This is a genomic window from Cellulosimicrobium sp. Marseille-Q4280 (assembly GCF_943181405.1).
Taxonomy (GTDB): domain Bacteria; phylum Actinomycetota; class Actinomycetes; order Actinomycetales; family Cellulomonadaceae; genus Cellulosimicrobium.
On record NZ_CALPBY010000010.1, the window covers coordinates 11,906 to 26,902 of the forward strand.

Below are 14,997 nucleotides of genomic sequence, written 5' to 3' on the forward strand. Positions count from 1 at the left end.
CCGTTCCAGGTCGTGAGCGGCGCGCAGCCCGGGGTTCGGCGTGCCACGGCGGTGCCGGGGAGCGGATCGGCGGCGCTGACGTGAGGATGGACGCATGACGACCGACATCCCCACGACCGCGACGCCGACCACCGGGACCGCTCCGACCGACACCTACGACGTCATCGTGATCGGGGGCGGGCCCGTCGGCGAGAACGTCGCCGACCGCGCCGGCCGCACGGGACTCTCCGTCGCGCTCGTCGAGGCGGAGCTCGTCGGCGGCGAGTGCTCCTACTGGGCATGCATCCCGTCGAAGACGCTGCTGCGGCCGGGCGCGGTGCGCGCCGAGGCGGCGGGCGTCCCGGGCGTCGCCGCGCCGGGGGACCTCGACGTCGCTGCGGTGCTCGCCTGGCGCGACTCGATGGTGTCGGACTGGGACGACGAGGGCCAGGTCGGCTGGGTCGAGGGTGCGGGCATCTCGCTCGTGCGCGGGCTCGGACGCGTCGTGGGGGAGCGGCAGGTCGAGGTCGTCGCGGAGGACCGGGACGCCGACGTCGACGACCTTCCTCCGTCCCGCCTCCTCACCGCCCGGTACGCGGTCGTCGCGGCGACGGGCAGCGTGCCCGTCCTGCCGGACGTGCCCGGGCTCGCCGAGGTGAGCCCCTGGACCAGCCGCGAGGTGACTGCGGTCGAGGACGTGCCCGACTCCGTCGCGATCGTCGGCGGCGGCGTGGTCGCGTGCGAGATGGCCTTCGCGCTCACGGACCTCGGTGCGCGCGTCACCGTGCTCTCGCGTGGCGGGCTGCTCGGGCGGACCGAGCCGTTCGCGGGGGAGGCCGTCGCCGCGTCGCTGCGCGCCGCCGGCGTCGACGTGCGGCTCGGGGTGGGAGCGAGCGCCGTCGAACCCCTGCCCGACGGCGGGGCGCACCTCGTGCTGGAGGCCACCGGCCCCGACGGGGGCGAAGGCCCGGACCTGACCCCCGTGGAAGCAGCCCGCGTGCTCGTGGCGACCGGGCGCGCGCCGCGCACGCAGGACCTCGGCGTCGACGTGCTCGGCCTGCGGCCGGGGCGGGCGCTCGAGGTCGACGACTCGATGCTCGTCCAGGGCGTCGAGGGCGGCTGGCTGTACGCCGCGGGCGACGTGACCGGTCGGGTCGCGACAACGCACCAGGGCAAGTACCAGGGGCGGGTCGCGGGCGACGTGATCGCCGCGCGCTTCGGCGACGCCGGCACGGCGGACGCCCCGACCTCCGGGGACGCGCCGCCGGTCGCCGGCGACGCACCGGCCCCCTGGTCGCGCTACGCGGCGACTGCGGACCACGTCGCGTCGCCGCAGGTCGTGTTCACGCGGCCCGAGGTGGCCGCCGTCGGGCACACCGAGAGCTCCGCGCGCGACGCCGGCCTCGACGTGCGCGTCGTCCGGTACGACCTCGCGAACGTCGCCGGTGCCTCGGTCCGGGCGACGGACTACGCCGGCACCGCCCAGATCGTCGTCGACACGTCCCGGGACGTGATCGTCGGGGCGACCTTCGTCGGTCCCGACGCCGCCGAGATGCTGCACGCCGCCACGATCGCGGTCGTCGGCGAGGTGCCCCTGGGCCGCCTGTGGCACGCCGTGCCGTCCTACCCGACGGTGAGCGAGGTCTGGCTCCGGTTCCTCGAGGAGTACGGGTTGTGACGCGCCCCTCGGCGCCCCGCTCCCCGCGCCCGCGCCGCGTCACCTAGTCTCGACCCGTGACGACCGAGACCTCCGCCCCCCGCGTCGCCCTCGCGACGTGCTCCGTCCTGCCCGACCTCGACGGCGACGACGCCCCGCTCGTCCGAGCGCTCGGCACCCGAGGCGTCGACGCGGCACCCGCGGTCTGGGACGACCCGGACGTCGACTGGGACGCCTTCGACGCGGTCGTCGTGCGCTCCACCTGGGACTACTCCGCCCGCCGCGACGAGTTCGTCGCCTGGGCCGCGCGCGTCCCGCGCATCCTCAACACCGAGCGCGTGCTGCGCTGGAACACCGACAAGGGCTACCTGCGCGGGCTCGAGGAGGCGGGGGTCCCCGTCATCCCGACTCTCTGGCTCGACCCGGCGCGCAACCTCTCGTCGCGCGCGATCCACACGCGGCTGCCCGCGCAGGGCGACTTCGTCATCAAGCCCGTGGTCAGCGCGGGCGCCAAGGACACCGGGCGCTACCAGTCGGGCGAGGCGCACTCGCGCGGCCTCGCCATCCAGCACGCGAAGAACCTCCTCGTCTCCGGGCGCGAGGTCATGGTGCAGCCCTACGTGACGAGCGTCGACACCGCGGGGGAGACCGGCCTGGTCTTCGTCGACGGCGAGCTGTCGCACGCCGTGCGCAAGAACGCGCTCCTCACCGGGCCGCACCGCCCGACGCGCGGGCTGTACCAGCAGGAGGAGATGAGCCCGTTCACCGCGACCGACGAGCAGGTCGCCGTCGCGCAGAACGCCCTCGCGGTCGCCGCGGACGCGGTCGCCGACGGCGACGCGTCGTCCTTCCTCTACGCGCGCGTCGACCTCGTGAACGGCAACGACGGCGGGCCGGTCGTCATCGAGCTCGAGCTCACGGAGCCGTCGCTCTTCATGGCGCTCGCCCCCGGCGCCCTCGACCGCTTCGCCGACGCGATCGCGGCCCGCGTCCGCCGCTGAGCCGACCGACACGTTTGCGGGCCGGTTCGGGTGGGTCCGGTGGGGTCGGGGGCCGACGACGACGGGTCTACCATCCGCCGCCCTCGTCCCCCGGGCCGCTCCCCCCAGACCCGCCACGACCCGCTCGTCGTCGGCCCCCGCCCCCACCTCGTCCGTCGTCTCACCGCACGCGCACGACGTCACGACCGTCGCCACTCATCGACCTCGGCGGCCGGGTCTCGTCGGGCTACGGGCGGTCGGGCCGTTCGCTGACACCTCGGTCGGCGTCGCGCGCGTCGGCTGCTCGGCGCGAGGCGACCTCACGAAGGTCGGGGCGACCGGGGACGGGCTCAGGCCAGGTCGTTCTCCGCGAGCCAGTCGGCGGCGATGTCCTCGGTCGAGCGCTGGTCGACGGTCGACTGGACGTTGAGGTCGACGAGACCCTCCGGCGTGAGGGCGGCGCTCACGGGGTTGATGACGTCCGCGATCTCGTCGGCGACGTCCGTGCTCACGAGCGGAACGACGTTCGACGCGAGGAACAGGCCCTCGGGGTCGTCGAGCGTGACGAGGCCCTCGGTCTGGATGCGCGGGTCGGCGCTGAAGACGTTGGCGACGTTGACCGTGCCGGCGACGAGGTCCTGGACCGTCGTGTCACCCGTCGCGACGAACGAGACGTCGACGCCGTAGACGTCCTGCAGGCCCGTGGGTCCGTACGGGCGCTGCTCGAGCTCGGCGGGGCCACCGAGGGTGAGGTCGACGTCGAGGTCAGCCAGGTCGGCGAGGCTGCTCACGTCGTACTGCGACGCGAAGTCCTCCGTGACGTTGTACGAGTCCTGGTCGCTGGCCTCGGACTGGTCGAGGACCGTCAGGCCCTCGGGCAGCGCCTCCTGGAGCTCGGCGTAGACGTCCTCGGGCGAGGTCGCCGTCGTCTCCGGGTCGAAGAACTGCAGGAGGTTGCCCGTGTACTCGGGGAACAGCGTGACCTCGCCGTCCTCCAGAGCCGGCATGTACGCGTCGCGCTGGCCGATGCTGAAGTTGCGCTCGACCTCGAAGCCCTCGGCCTCGAGCGCCTGGGCGTAGATCTCGGCGATGATCTCGTTCGAGTAGTAGGCCTGGGAGCCGATGACGATCGTGTCGGAGGGGGCGGAGCCGCCTCCGTCGCCGGTGTCCTCGTCGAGCGGGTCGGAGCTGCTGCAGGCGCCGAGCGCGAGGGCTGCGGTCGCGGCGCCGGCGAGGAGGGCGAGGGTGCGGCGTGAGGTGCGCATGGGTGGAGTCCCTTTCTGAGGTGGGGTCCCGGTGGCGGTCTGGGTTGCGGTGCGATGGAGGGGGCTGGGTGTCCGGTGGGGTCAGCCGGGGTTCGGGGCGGTGGCGGTGCGCCGTCGACGGCGGCCCGGGCTCTCGGTCGCGCGACCGGCGGCCACGCCGCGCGGGACGACGAAGCGCTGCAGGAGCGCGAAGACGGCGTCGAGCACGAGCGCGAGGACGACGACGAGCAGCGCGGCGCCGAGGATCTGCGCGAAGTCGCGGATCTGGATGCCCTGGATGATGTAGAACCCGAGGCCCCAGTTGCCGACGTACCCGGCGAGGGTCACGGTCGCGACGACCTGGAGCGTCGCGGAGCGCAGCCCGCCGATGAGCAGGGGGAGGCCGAGGGGCGTTTCCACCTTGTGCAGCACCTGCCAGGGCGTCATGCCCACGGAGCGCGCGCCGTCGACCACGCGGCGCTCGACCGCCTCGACGCCGGCGTACGCGCCCGCGAGGATCGGCGGGACGGCGAGGAGCACGAACGCCGTGATCGAGGCGCCGATCTTGTGCGTGACGCCGAGGACGAGCACCAGCAGCAGCACGAGCCCGAACGACGGCACGGCGCGCGCCGCTCCCGAGAGGGCGACGGCGATCTCGCGCCCCCGACCGGTGTGGCCGATGAGCCAGCCCGCGGGGATGGCGACGACGGCGGCGATCAGGACGGAGACGAACGTGAAGGCGAGGTGGGTCCAGATCGCCTCGGAGAGCGGCAGCGCGCCCTCCGCCCGGGCGGGCGAGAAGATCCAGGCGACGGCCTCGGCGAAGAGGTTCATGCGCGCACCGCCCGGGTCCAGGGGAGCACCAGCCGGCCGAGCAGCACGAGCAGCCAGTCCACGAGCAGGGCGATGACGACCACCGCGACCACGCCGGCGAGGATCTCGGCGACGATCTGCCGCTGGTAGCCGTTCGTGAACAGGTAGCCGAGGTTGTCGATCCCGATGAGGATGCCGACCGTGGCGAGGGAGATGGTCGAGACCGCGGTGACGCGCAGCCCGGCGAGCACGACGGGTCCCGCGAGGGGGAGGTCGACCTGCCAGAACCGGCGCCAGGGCCCGTACCCGACGGCCACGGCGGCCTGCCGCACGACCGGGTCCACCGAGTCGAGGGCGTCCGCGACGAAGCGCGTCATGATGGCCACCGCGTAGATCGTCAGCGCGACGATCAGGTTGACCTCGGACAGGAAGCTGATGCCGAGGATCGGCGGCAGGAGCGCGAAGAGCGCGAGCGAGGGGATCGTGTAGAGGAGCCCGACGAGCGTGAGCACGAGGCCGCGCGTGAGCCGGAACCGGTAGGCGAACCAGCCGGCGGGGATCGACACGAGGAACCCGAGCAGGATGGGGACGGCGCTCTGGCGCAGGTGCTCGACCGTGAGGCGTCCGATGAGGTCGAGGTTGTCGGCGACCCAGGTCATGCGCCGTCCTCGACGAGGACCCCCTGGGTGCGGCCGTTCGTGTCCACGAGGACCGTGCCGCGCGCGGTGCGCTTCGTGTGCAGGGCACGGGCCCCGCGCTCGACGCCGATGAAGCTCGCGACGAACTCGGTCGCGGGGTTCTCCAGGATCTCGCTCGGCGAGCCGACCTGGGCGATCTTCGCGCTCTTCTCGAGGATGACGACCTGGTCGCCGAGCAGGAACGCCTCGTCGACGTCGTGCGTGACGAACACGATCGTCTTCTGCAGCTCCTGCTGCAGCCGCAGGGTCTCGGTCTGCAGCTCGGCGCGGACGATCGGGTCGACGGCGCCGAAGGGCTCGTCCATGAGGAGGATGTTGGGGTCGGCGGCCAGGGCGCGTGCGACGCCGACGCGTTGCTGCTGCCCGCCCGAGAGCTGGCTCGGGTACCGCTCGGCGAGCGTCCTGTCGAGCCCCACGGTGTCGAGGAGCTCGAGCGCGCGGTCGCGCGCGACCCGCTTCGGGGTCTTCTCGAGCCGCAGGACGGTCGTCACGTTGTCCATGACCGTGTGGTGCGGCAGCAGCCCCCCGTTCTGCAGGACGTAGCCGATGCCGCGGCGCAGCCGGACCGGGTCCTTGTCCGCGATGGGCTCGCCGTCGATCTCGATGACGCCGGCCGTCGGGTCGACCATCCGGTTGATCATGCGCAGCAGCGTGGTCTTGCCGCTGCCCGACGACCCGACGAGCACCGTCGTGCGGTGCGGTGGCACGACGAGGCTGAAGTCGTCGACCGCGGCGGTGCCGTCCGGGTAGGTCTTGCTGACCGAGCGGAATTCGATCACGGGGCACTTCCTCCGAGCCTCGGTGGTTCCGGCGTCCCAGCCGATCACAGTCGGCGGGCGCGCGCGAGCCGGTCGCGGGGCGCGGCGCGGATCGTTACCCGACCGTATGTCTTTCGGCGGTTCGTCGCGTTCGCACCGGTCCGTCCCGATGGCGTCGTCGAGCCGGTGAGGCCGGCCCGGCGTCGTCGGCCTGGCGTGTCCTGGGGGGAGAGTGCGCGGGCCTGGTGCGTCGTGGGCCCGGGTGCCGAGGCATGGAGCCGTGACGGTCCGGAGACGGCAGCAGGGCCCCTCGCGAACGAGGGGCCCTGCGCGCTGGGGTGAGTAACGGGACTTGAACCCGCGACCCCCTGGACCACAACCAGGTGCTCTACCAGCTGAGCTATACCCACCATGTGCGACCCACCCGGAGCGGCGGACCACCGACCGGGGCGTGAGCACCGGCCGTCGAAAAGTGTACTAGGTCCGCGAGGGGGTTCAGGACCGCGTGGCGTCGTCGGTCGTCCCGGGGTCTGTGACGGTGGCCACGGCGGGCTCCTCGGGGATCGGAGCGACGGGTCGGGCGACGGAGGACGCCTTGACCCGCGCGGCGATCTGCCGGGCGGTCGCCGAGTCCGGTCCCGGCTGGGGGACGAAGACGGCCTCGCGGTAGTAACGGAGCTCGTCGATGCTCTCGAGGATGTCGGCGAGCGCCCGGTGGCCGCCGTTCTTCTCCGGCGACGCGAAGTAGGCCCGCGGGTACCAACGGCGGGAGAGCTCCTTGACGGAGGACACGTCGATGATCCGGTAGTGCAGGTGGCTCATGAGAGCGGGCATGTCGCGGTCGAGGAACCCCTTGTCGGTGCCCACGGAGTTGCCGGCGAGCGGTGCCTTGCCCGGCTCGGGGACCCAGGTGCGGACGTAGTCGAGGACGCGCTGCTCCGCCTCCGCGAGCGTGAGCCCGGACTCGAGCTCGTCGAGCAGGCCCGACGTCGTGTGCATCTGACGCACGAAGTCGCCCATCTGCTCGATCGCCTCTGCGGGCGGTCGGACGAGGACGTCCACGCCCTCGCCGAGCACGGTGAGCTCGGAGTCGGTGACCACGGCGGCGACCTCGACGAGGGCGTCCGCGCCCAGGTCGAGTCCGGTCATCTCGCAGTCGATCCAGACGATGCGTTCGTTGGCGTTCACGGGACTCACGCCCGACAGCCTAGTCGCGGGAGACCCGGAGGGATTCCCGGTGCGCGGTCCGCACCGCGCCCGGGGACGACGAAGGCCCCGGCTGCGCGGACCGTGACGGGTCCGGGTGGCCGGGGCCTTCGGGGTGAGCCGCGATCCGTCGAGGAGGGTCCCCGTGCGGTGCGCGGTCGGTACGTGTCATGCGGTGCGCCGCGGCAGGCGGGCCTGCCGGGTGCGTGCCGGGACGCGGGTGGTCGTGCGGCGCAGCTGCTCACGGCGCAGGGTCTGCTCCTGCAGCTGCTCGCGGCGGCTGAGGGCCGCCACGTCGAACGTGATGAGGGGATGCATGGTGTGTGCTCTCGTGACGTCGGAATGCTGGGCCTGGCCGGACCCTCCACCGCCCGGTACGGACCGGACGGACGTCACCGCGGTGTGTGACCACAGAACCACGCGCGGCACGGAGGGCGCACCTGATTTACGCGCAGGGCGTCGACGCCGCGGCGGCCGGGCGACCGTCGGCACGCGCACCGGTCCGACCTGCGAGGACGTGCGGCACTGCGTAGCGTCCGGGGATGAGCGGCGTGGAGGAGCGGGGCGAGGTGGTCGACGGGAGCGGGGCGCCGTCGGAGGGTGCGGGCCGCGAGCGTGCTCCGCAGGGCGAGGAGCGACGGCCGGCGTCCCAGGTGCTGGCCCTCGTGTGGCCCGGGGTCGCGCTCGTCGTGCTCGGTGTGCTCGGGTTCGTCGTGCTGCTGGACGCGGTGCGCGACCGCGACGACCTGTGGCAGCTCGACGATCCCCTCCTCGAGTGGCTGGTCGCGCACCGGACCCCGGCGGTGACGTCGGTGCTCACGGTCGTGACGAACCTCTTCGGGCCGTTCGTGCTGCCTCTCCTGGTCGCCGTCGGCTGCGTGGTGTGGGCGCGACGCTCCGGGACCTGGTGGGAGCCCGGACTGCTCGCGGGCGCGATGGTGCTGGCCACGCTCACGTCGACGGTGCTCAAGGCGTTGATCGCGCGTCCGCGCCCTCCGGGCGAGTCGATGGTCGTCGCGGGGGTCGAGCGGTCCTTCTCCTTCCCCTCGGGCCACACGATCGGTGCGGCGACGCTCGTCCTCGTGGGCGGCTACCTCGTGTGGCACCGGCACCACAGGGGGCGGCTGCTCGCCGGGTGGGCCCTGGCGTCGGTCGTCGTGGTGGGGGCGGTCGCGGGGAGCCGGCTCTACCTCGGGTACCACTTCCTCACCGACGTGCTGGCCGGGATCTCGCTCGCCGTGGCCGTGCTCGGAGTCGTCGTGGTCGTGAGCCGGCTGCACGACGCCTCCGCCGCGAGCGGAAGTGCTCCGGGGACGACGACCGGAGAACGCTAAAGAAGTCTTGCGCAAGGGTTCTTTAGCGTTGTAGCGTCCCTCGCATGAGCCCATCCGCGCCGCAGCCCGGCCGTGAACCCCTCGTCACGTCCGACCCGGAGCGCATGCGTGCCCTTGCGCACCCCCTCCGGCTGCGCATCCTGTCCCTCCTCGACGACGAGGGCGATGTCACCGCCACGCGGTGTGCCGAGGCGACGGGGGAGTCGGTCGCCAGCTGCTCGTTCCACCTGCGGATGCTCGCCAAGTACGGCTTCGTGGAGGCAGCCGAGCGGCGCGGCAAGGAGAAGCCGTGGCGCGCCGTCGGTCAGGGCCGCCGGACCCGCTTCGACCCGGACGTCCCGGGGTCCCTGCCGGCGGCCGGAGCCGTGGCCGCGCTGCTCCTCGACCAGGAGGCCGGCCGTGTGCGCGACTGGCTGGCGCGCGCCGGTTCCGAGGCGCCGGAGTGGCTCCTCGCCTCGACGCTCACCACGGCGTCGTTCTGGGCCACGCGCGACGAGCTCGCCGACCTCGCACGCGAGGTCGAGGCGCTGACCGACCGGTTCGCCGGGCGGTGGGACGACCCGTCGCTGCGGCCTGCCGGGTCGCGGCCGGCGCGCCTGCTCGGCGTCGTCAACGCGGACGTCCCGGCGCGCCGCGACGGCACGCCCCCCGTCGCGGGAGACGCCCGATGAGCGGCGAGGGCGCAGGGGCGCCGTCGGCACCCACCGCCGACGCCGGTCCCGCGCGCACTCCTGGCACGTCCGCCCGGGCCGGCGCCGTCGACGCGCGGACCGCCCTGCGGTCGCGCCCGTTCCGGCTCCTCACCGTCGGCTGGGCGTTCACGAACTTCGCCGACTCGGTCCTCGCGATCATCCTCGCCGTCTGGGTCAAGGACCTCACCGGGTCGAACGGTGCCGCCGGGCTCGTGTTCGCCGCCCTCGGGCTGCCCGCCCTCGTCTCGCCCGTCCTCGGCCAGGTCGCGGACCGCGTGTCGCGGCGGCGGATGCTCGTCGTGTCGTACCTCGTGGGCGCGCTGACGCTCCTGCTGCTCCTCGCGGTGCGCGGGCCGGGCCAGGTGTGGCTCGTCTTCGCCGTCACCGTCGTGTACTCGGGCGTGGGCTTCGCCACGGCCGCGGCGCAGTCGGGGCTGATCCGCGACATGCTGCCCGACGACGCGCTCGCGCCCGCCAACGGCCGGCTCACGACGATCGACCAGGTGTTCCGGCTCCTCATGCCGGTCGTCGGCGCCGGGGCCTACGCGCTCGCAGGTCCGGTCCCGCTCGTCCTCGCCGCGTCGGGGGCGTTCGGGGTGGCCGTGCTCGTCGTCGGGCGGATCACGCTCGTCGAGACGCCGCCGACCGCGGCGGCGGACCGCGAGCCGTTGCTCGCGGAGGCCACCGCGGGCTTCCGGCACCTCGTGCGCACGCCTCCGCTGGGCGCACTGACCGTCGCCCTGGTCGTCGCCTTCGCGGCCGTCGGGCTGCTCAACGCGGTGAGCTTCGCGATCATCGAGGACGGGCTCGGTCTCCCGCCCGAGCTCCTGGGACCGATCTCGTCGGTGCAGGCCGTGACCGCGATCGTCGCCGGGCTCACCGCGGCACGGCTCGTCGCCCGCTGGGGTGCGCAGCGGCTCGTGGCGGTCGCGCTCGTCGTGCTGGGCCTCGGCGTCGTCCCGGCGCTCGGGTCGCACCTCGTCGCGATCATGGTCGGCCTCGGCGCTGTCGGGCTGGGCGTGACGTGGGCGATCGTCGGCTTCGTCACGGAGCGGCAGCTGCGCACGCCCGCCGGGCTGCAAGGGCGCGTGTCCGCGGCGACGAACATGCTCCTCAACGTCCCGCAGCTCGCGATGACGGTGCTCGGTGCGGCGCTCGTCGGGGTGGTCGACTACCGCGCGATGCTCGTCGTCACGGTCGTCACCATCCTCGCCGCCGCCGTCCTCGCGCTCCGCGGCCGCGCCACCTCGCCGAGGAAGGACCCCGCCTCCGCGAGGTAGTACCCCGGTAGCGCGAGGAAGTACCCCGGTAGCGCGAGGAAGTACCCCGGTAGCGCGAGGTAGTACCCCGGTAGCGCGAGGTAGTACCCCGGTAGCGCGAGGTAGTACCCCGGTCGACGACAGCGGTACTACCTCGGCGTACTGCGGTACTACCTCGCTCGTCTCAGTCGTCGAGGCCCCGGGCGCGCAGCGCGTCCCCCGTCGCGTCGGCGTGGCGCAGTGAGGCGACGACGAGCGGGACGGCGTACGCGCGGACGTCGTGATCGCGTCCCCGCGCGCGGCACGCGTCCCGCACGCGCCCCGCGAGCGCGGCGACCACGGGGACGGCGCGCACGGCCAGCGAGAGGACGAGGGCGACGCGCGCGACGTCGAGGCCCGCCCGACCGAGCGGCCTCAGGCCGCGCTCGATCGCCGCGAGCACGTCGGACGAGCGTGTCGTGACGAGCACGAGACCGGCCAGCGCGACGAGGACGACGAGGCGAGCGGTGAGCACGACGGCGGGCACGGGGCCCAGCGTGAACCACTGCACGGCGAGCAGCAGCGGGACGACGACGCGCAGCGCCCGGACCTGGCTCCACAGCACGCGCGGGCCGGCTCCCGCGAGCGCGTAGAGCGCCACGACGGCGAGCGCGGCGACGCCGACCGCGAACGGGTCGCCGAGCAGGAGGACGCCGGTGCCCGCGACCGCGAGCCCCACGAGCTTCGCACCCGCCGGCGCGCGGTGGAGGGGTGAGGTACCCGGGCGGTACGCCGCCACGGAAGGGCCGCTCATCGGGTTCCGTCCTGCGCACCCCGCGACTCCCGGACCTGCGTCGCGGCGGGCGGCCGCAGAGCCGTGGCCGGCACGGACGACGACGGGAGGTCGTCGTCGACGAGGCGGCGGTAGTGGGCGAGCGCCGGGCCGGGCTCGTCGTCGGCCACGACCCGGCCGTCGTCGACGACGAGGACGCGGTCCATGGCGGACACGATCTCAAGGTCGTGCGAGACGAGGACGACCTGCTGGGGCAGCGACGCCAGCTCGGCCGCGACGCGGCGGGTGTTGCGCCGGTCGAGCAGGGTCGTCGGCTCGTCGGCGACCACGAGGTCGGGCTCGGTGACGAGCACGGACGTCAGCGCGAGGAGCTGCTTCTGCCCGCCGGAGAGCAGGTGCGCCGGATGGTCGGCGTGGTCCGCGAGCCCGCGAGCCTCCAGGGCGTCGCGCACCCGGGCGTCGCGCGCGGCACCGGCCGGGACCTTCCGCAACGAGTAGGCGACGTCCTCGGCGACCGTCGGCATGACGATCTGCGCGTCCGGGTCCGTGAACACGAAACCGACGCGGCGTCGTACCTGCGCGCCGTGCCGCCGGGTGTCGAGGCCGTCGACGAGCACGCGGCCGGTCGTCGGCACGACGAGCCCGTTGAGCAGCCGGGCGAGCGTGCTCTTGCCCGAGCCGTTCGCCCCGACGACGCCGATGCGCCGTTCGCGCAGCACCAGGTCGACGCCGCGCAGCACGTCGCGCTCGCCGAGGCGGACGTGCACGTCCTCGAGGGTCACGACGCAGCCGGGCACCCCGCGCATAGGACGCTCGTCCTCGGACCGGCCGCTCGTGCCGTCACCCGGCAGGTTGCTCGCGCCGTCGCCCGGCAGGTCGCTCGAGCGACGGTCTCGGGCGCGTGCGGACGGCCACCTCATCGGACCACCTCCACGAGCGCCGCGACGCCGAGGCCTCCGCCGACCGCAGCGGTCGCGAGCCCGCGCGTCCCCGCCGGGGCGCCCGCGCGCACGAGGCGGGAGAACAGCCGGACGACCGACACGGCCCCGCTGGCACCCCACGGGTGGCCGAGAGCGAGCGCCCCGCCGTCGGCGCACACGCGCTCGTCACCGCCGAGCGGGTCGAGGCCGAGAGCGTCGGTGACGGCGAGCACCTGCGCCGCGAACGCCTCGACCATCTCGACGGCCGCCAGGTCGTCGACCGACCAGCCCGCCCGGTCGAGCGCGGCCCGCGTCGCGGGCACCGGGCCCCAGCCCGGCTCGGCGGGGTCGCACCCGACCGTCGCCGAGGCGACCAGGCGCAGCCCCGGGACCCCGAGCACACGGCGGACCGCCTCGGGGACGACGGCGACCGCCGCCGCGCCGTCGCTCACGGGGCTCGAGGTGCCGGCCGTCACCGTCCCGTCGGGCGTGAACGCCGCCGGCAGCCGTGCGAGGCGCGACCCGTCGAGACGGCGCGCCCGCTCGTCGCGGTCGAGCCGCCCGCGGCCCGCCGTCGGCACGCGGGACGGCCCGGCCTGCGGCGCACCGACGCCGACGACCTCCGCGTCGAACCGACCCGCCGCGTGCGCGGCGAGGGCTCTGGCGTGGCTGCGGACGGCGTAGGCGTCCTGTCGCTCCCTCGTCACCGTGCGCCGTCGGGCGAGGGCGTCGGCCGCCGCGCCCATCTGCGGGTCGGCCCACGGCACGGGCGTGAAGGCCGCGCGCGCATACCCGGCGGGCGCGCCGCGGAACGTCCGGGCCGGCGCCGTCGACGCGCTCTCCGTCCCGCCCGCGAGGACGAGCCGGGCGTCGCCCGCACGCACCTGCTGGGCGGCGAGCAGGACCGCAGCGAGCCCGGAGGCGCACTGCCGGTCCACGGTGAGTCCCGGGACGCGGACGCCCAGCCCCGCGGCGAGCGCCGCGACCCGCGCGACGTTGCCGCCCGGTCCCGTGCAGCACCCGAGCACGACGTCGGCGACGGCGCCCTCGACGCCGGCCGCGCGCGTGTCGTCGGTGACGGCCCGCAGCACCGCGGCGGCGAGGTCGACCTCGGTGCGCGCGCGGTGGCCGTAGCCGGCCGTGCCGATCCACGTGCGCCGGGCGGCGACGACCACGGGAGCGTCCTCCGCGACCCCGGAGCTCGCTCCGAGCGCGGTCCGGGCCGTCACGGCAGCGCGACCAGGTCGGCTGCGGGGTGCTCCAGCGCGCCCAGCGCCTCGCTCAGCGCGCCGCGCGCGGGCTTGCCCGACGGCGTGCGGGGCAGTGCAGGCGTCCCGTACCAGCGCCGTGGGCGCTGGCTCGGCGCGAGCGCCGACCGGGCGACGCGCTCGAGGTGCGCGCGCAGGCCCGGCCGTGCGTCGCACTCCACGACGGCGGTGACGACCGCCCCGAGCCGGCGGTGCGGTGTCCCGAGCACGACGACGTCGCGCACTCCCGGCACGGCCCGCAGCACGACCTCGACGTCCTCGGGGACGACGGTCGCCCCACCGGTGAGGATCGCGCCGTCCCCGCGGCCGCGCAGGACGAGGCGGTCGTCCGGCAGAGGCTCGGCGAGCGGGTCGGCGAGGTCCCCGACCGTCGACCAGCCGTCCTCGCGGCGCAGCGGCCCGGTCGCGTGCGCGAGGTAGCCCCGGGCGACCCACGGCGAACGGACCCACACCTCGCCGACGCTCGCTCCGGGGAGCGGGCGCACGTCGAGCTCGACGCCCGGGAAGGCGCGCAGCCCGGTCCCGTCGGGGTCGTGGGCGACGAACGAGAGCTCGACCGCGCCGTAGTACGCCATGAGGTCGAGACCGTGGCGGGCGGCCCGCCCGCGCACGCCCGGCGGGAGGGACGCGCCCCCGACGACGACCTGCCGCAGGCGTGCGGGCGCGCCCGCGTCGAGCGCGTCGAGGATCTCCTCCAGCACGGACGGCACGAGGTGCACGACGTCGCAGCGGGCGAGCGCGGCGGTCATGGCCGCGGGTGTGCGCGCGAGGTAGGCGCACGCGCCGAGGGCGAGCGTGTGGACCGCCGCGAAGCAGTACAGCGACGACGCGAGCGGCCCGGGGACGAGGACCGTGTCCGTCGGGCGGGCGCCGGTCAGGCGCGTCACGTCGTCGAACGAGTCGACCCACGACGCGCGCGTCCGCACGACGGCGCGAGGCCGACCCGTGCTCCCCGAGGAGAACCCTGCCCACGCGAGGTCGTCGGGGCCCGGTCCCGGGGCGCTCGCGGCCGCCGCACCCCCCTGCGGTGCGGCACGCCCGCGAGCCCCCGTCGTCTCCTCGTCCCGCACGGTCCCGCGCGGGAGCGGGACCTCGACGAACGTGCGGGGTCGGACCGCGCGCAGGACCTCGGCGCGGTGCGCGCGCGGCCAGGCCGGGTCGCACACGAGCGGTGTCGCGCCCGCCAGGTCGACCGCGAGGACGGCGGTCAGCAGGTCGACCGGGTCCGGCAGCGACACCGCCACGAGGTCGCCCGGCGCCGTCCCGGCGGCGCGCAGGAACGTCGCGCCGGCCCGCACGTCGGCGCCGAGCGCGGCGTACGTGCGCGAGCGGTCGGCGGTGCGCAGCGCGGGGCGGTCGCGGACGGCGGGGTCGACGGCGTGGCGCAGGACCTGGGGGGCGACGGGCACGGGCACAC

Annotated in this window: 15 protein-coding genes and 1 tRNA gene; 5 read left to right on the top strand and 11 right to left on the bottom strand. The window is 75.0% G+C overall.

Features of this window, described 5'->3' with window-relative positions; all coding sequences use genetic code 11:
* Nucleotides 1–94: 94 nt before the first annotated feature.
* Both NFS20_RS21760 and NFS20_RS21765 read left to right on the top strand, forming a co-directional pair.
* Complete coding sequence (locus NFS20_RS21760; protein WP_251153866.1) at nucleotides 95–1,657, top strand: dihydrolipoyl dehydrogenase family protein; 1,563 nt, start codon at nucleotides 95–97, stop codon at nucleotides 1,655–1,657.
* Nucleotides 1,658–1,713: 56 nt separating this feature from the next.
* Nucleotides 1,714–2,637 (top strand): ATP-grasp domain-containing protein, encoded by a 924-nt coding sequence (locus NFS20_RS21765; RefSeq protein ID WP_251153867.1) that lies wholly within the window; start codon nucleotides 1,714–1,716, stop codon nucleotides 2,635–2,637.
* A gap of 329 nt (nucleotides 2,638–2,966) precedes the next feature.
* On the opposite strand, the gene NFS20_RS21770 is transcribed toward NFS20_RS21765, so the two are convergent.
* The 7 genes from NFS20_RS21770 to NFS20_RS21800 form a co-directional block, all read right to left on the bottom strand.
* The gene (locus NFS20_RS21770; RefSeq protein WP_251153868.1) at nucleotides 2,967–3,881 is read right to left on the bottom strand and encodes an ABC transporter substrate-binding protein; all 915 of its coding nucleotides are present in this window, start codon (nucleotides 3,879–3,881) and stop codon (nucleotides 2,967–2,969) included.
* Between the two features lie 81 nt (nucleotides 3,882–3,962).
* Nucleotides 3,963–4,694, bottom strand: a complete 732-nt coding sequence (locus tag NFS20_RS21775) for an ABC transporter permease (protein WP_251153869.1) — start codon at nucleotides 4,692–4,694, stop codon at nucleotides 3,963–3,965.
* Nucleotides 4,691–5,332, bottom strand: a complete 642-nt coding sequence (locus NFS20_RS21780) for an ABC transporter permease (protein WP_251153870.1) — start codon at nucleotides 5,330–5,332, stop codon at nucleotides 4,691–4,693. The genes NFS20_RS21775 and NFS20_RS21780 overlap by 4 nt, the downstream gene beginning before the upstream one ends.
* Nucleotides 5,329–6,150 carry an ABC transporter ATP-binding protein gene (locus NFS20_RS21785; RefSeq protein ID WP_251153871.1) on the bottom strand — a complete coding sequence of 274 codons (822 nt, stop codon included), beginning with the start codon at nucleotides 6,148–6,150 and terminating at the stop codon, nucleotides 5,329–5,331. Before NFS20_RS21785 ends, NFS20_RS21780 begins: the two co-directional genes overlap by 4 nt.
* 313 nt (nucleotides 6,151–6,463) lie before the next feature.
* Nucleotides 6,464–6,539: transfer RNA gene (locus NFS20_RS21790), tRNA-His, on the bottom strand.
* A gap of 85 nt (nucleotides 6,540–6,624) precedes the next feature.
* Complete coding sequence (gene orn, locus NFS20_RS21795) at nucleotides 6,625–7,326, bottom strand: oligoribonuclease (protein WP_251153872.1); 702 nt, start codon at nucleotides 7,324–7,326, stop codon at nucleotides 6,625–6,627.
* Between the two features lie 177 nt (nucleotides 7,327–7,503).
* Nucleotides 7,504–7,653 (bottom strand): hypothetical protein, encoded by a 150-nt coding sequence (locus NFS20_RS21800; RefSeq protein WP_251153873.1) that lies wholly within the window; start codon nucleotides 7,651–7,653, stop codon nucleotides 7,504–7,506.
* 224 nt (nucleotides 7,654–7,877) lie between these two features.
* Between NFS20_RS21800 and NFS20_RS21805 the strand changes: the two genes are divergently transcribed.
* From NFS20_RS21805 to NFS20_RS21815, 3 genes are read left to right on the top strand one after another with little or no spacing between them, the layout of a single operon-like run.
* Complete coding sequence (locus NFS20_RS21805; protein WP_251153874.1) at nucleotides 7,878–8,669, top strand: phosphatase PAP2 family protein; 792 nt, start codon at nucleotides 7,878–7,880, stop codon at nucleotides 8,667–8,669.
* Between the two features lie 44 nt (nucleotides 8,670–8,713).
* The gene (locus NFS20_RS21810) at nucleotides 8,714–9,340 is read left to right on the top strand and encodes an ArsR/SmtB family transcription factor (protein ID WP_251153875.1); all 627 of its coding nucleotides are present in this window, start codon (nucleotides 8,714–8,716) and stop codon (nucleotides 9,338–9,340) included.
* On the top strand, nucleotides 9,337–10,641 hold the full coding sequence (locus tag NFS20_RS21815; protein ID WP_251153876.1) for an MFS transporter: 1,305 nt from the start codon (nucleotides 9,337–9,339) through the stop codon (nucleotides 10,639–10,641). Before NFS20_RS21810 ends, NFS20_RS21815 begins: the two co-directional genes overlap by 4 nt.
* A 163-nt stretch (nucleotides 10,642–10,804) precedes the next feature.
* Here the strand turns inward: NFS20_RS21815 and NFS20_RS21820 are convergent, their stop codons facing one another.
* The 4 genes from NFS20_RS21820 to NFS20_RS21835 form a co-directional block, all read right to left on the bottom strand.
* Nucleotides 10,805–11,413: a CbiQ family ECF transporter T component gene (locus NFS20_RS21820; protein WP_251153877.1), complete on the bottom strand. Its 609-nt coding sequence runs from the start codon at nucleotides 11,411–11,413 to the stop codon at nucleotides 10,805–10,807.
* Entirely contained in the window at nucleotides 11,410–12,198 is a 789-nt protein-coding gene (locus tag NFS20_RS21825; protein ID WP_251153901.1) for an energy-coupling factor ABC transporter ATP-binding protein, read from the bottom strand. The genes NFS20_RS21820 and NFS20_RS21825 overlap by 4 nt, the downstream gene beginning before the upstream one ends.
* 110 nt (nucleotides 12,199–12,308) lie before the next feature.
* Nucleotides 12,309–13,541 (bottom strand): thiolase family protein, encoded by a 1,233-nt coding sequence (locus NFS20_RS21830; RefSeq protein ID WP_251153878.1) that lies wholly within the window; start codon nucleotides 13,539–13,541, stop codon nucleotides 12,309–12,311.
* Nucleotides 13,538–14,989, bottom strand: a complete 1,452-nt coding sequence (locus NFS20_RS21835; protein WP_251153879.1) for a class I adenylate-forming enzyme family protein — start codon at nucleotides 14,987–14,989, stop codon at nucleotides 13,538–13,540. The genes NFS20_RS21830 and NFS20_RS21835 overlap by 4 nt, the downstream gene beginning before the upstream one ends.
* Nucleotides 14,990–14,997 lie beyond the last annotated feature (8 nt).

What these genes read in the sequence shown, in the direction of transcription:
- NFS20_RS21760 (WP_251153866.1), top strand. Translation starts at nt 95, where the DNA reads ATGACGACCGACATCCCCACGACCGCGACGCCGACCACCGGGACCGCT.
- NFS20_RS21770 (WP_251153868.1), bottom strand. Translation starts at nt 3,881, where the DNA reads ATGCGCACCTCACGCCGCACCCTCGCCCTCCTCGCCGGCGCCGCGACC.
- NFS20_RS21775 (WP_251153869.1), bottom strand. Translation starts at nt 4,694, where the DNA reads ATGAACCTCTTCGCCGAGGCCGTCGCCTGGATCTTCTCGCCCGCCCGG.
- NFS20_RS21780 (WP_251153870.1), bottom strand. Translation starts at nt 5,332, where the DNA reads ATGACCTGGGTCGCCGACAACCTCGACCTCATCGGACGCCTCACGGTC.
- NFS20_RS21800 (WP_251153873.1), bottom strand. Translation starts at nt 7,653, where the DNA reads ATGCATCCCCTCATCACGTTCGACGTGGCGGCCCTCAGCCGCCGCGAG.
- NFS20_RS21805 (WP_251153874.1), top strand. Translation starts at nt 7,878, where the DNA reads ATGAGCGGCGTGGAGGAGCGGGGCGAGGTGGTCGACGGGAGCGGGGCG.
- NFS20_RS21810 (WP_251153875.1), top strand. Translation starts at nt 8,714, where the DNA reads ATGAGCCCATCCGCGCCGCAGCCCGGCCGTGAACCCCTCGTCACGTCC.
- NFS20_RS21815 (WP_251153876.1), top strand. Translation starts at nt 9,337, where the DNA reads ATGAGCGGCGAGGGCGCAGGGGCGCCGTCGGCACCCACCGCCGACGCC.
- NFS20_RS21820 (WP_251153877.1), bottom strand. Translation starts at nt 11,413, where the DNA reads ATGAGCGGCCCTTCCGTGGCGGCGTACCGCCCGGGTACCTCACCCCTC.
- NFS20_RS21825 (WP_251153901.1), bottom strand. Translation starts at nt 12,198, where the DNA reads ATGCGCGGGGTGCCCGGCTGCGTCGTGACCCTCGAGGACGTGCACGTC.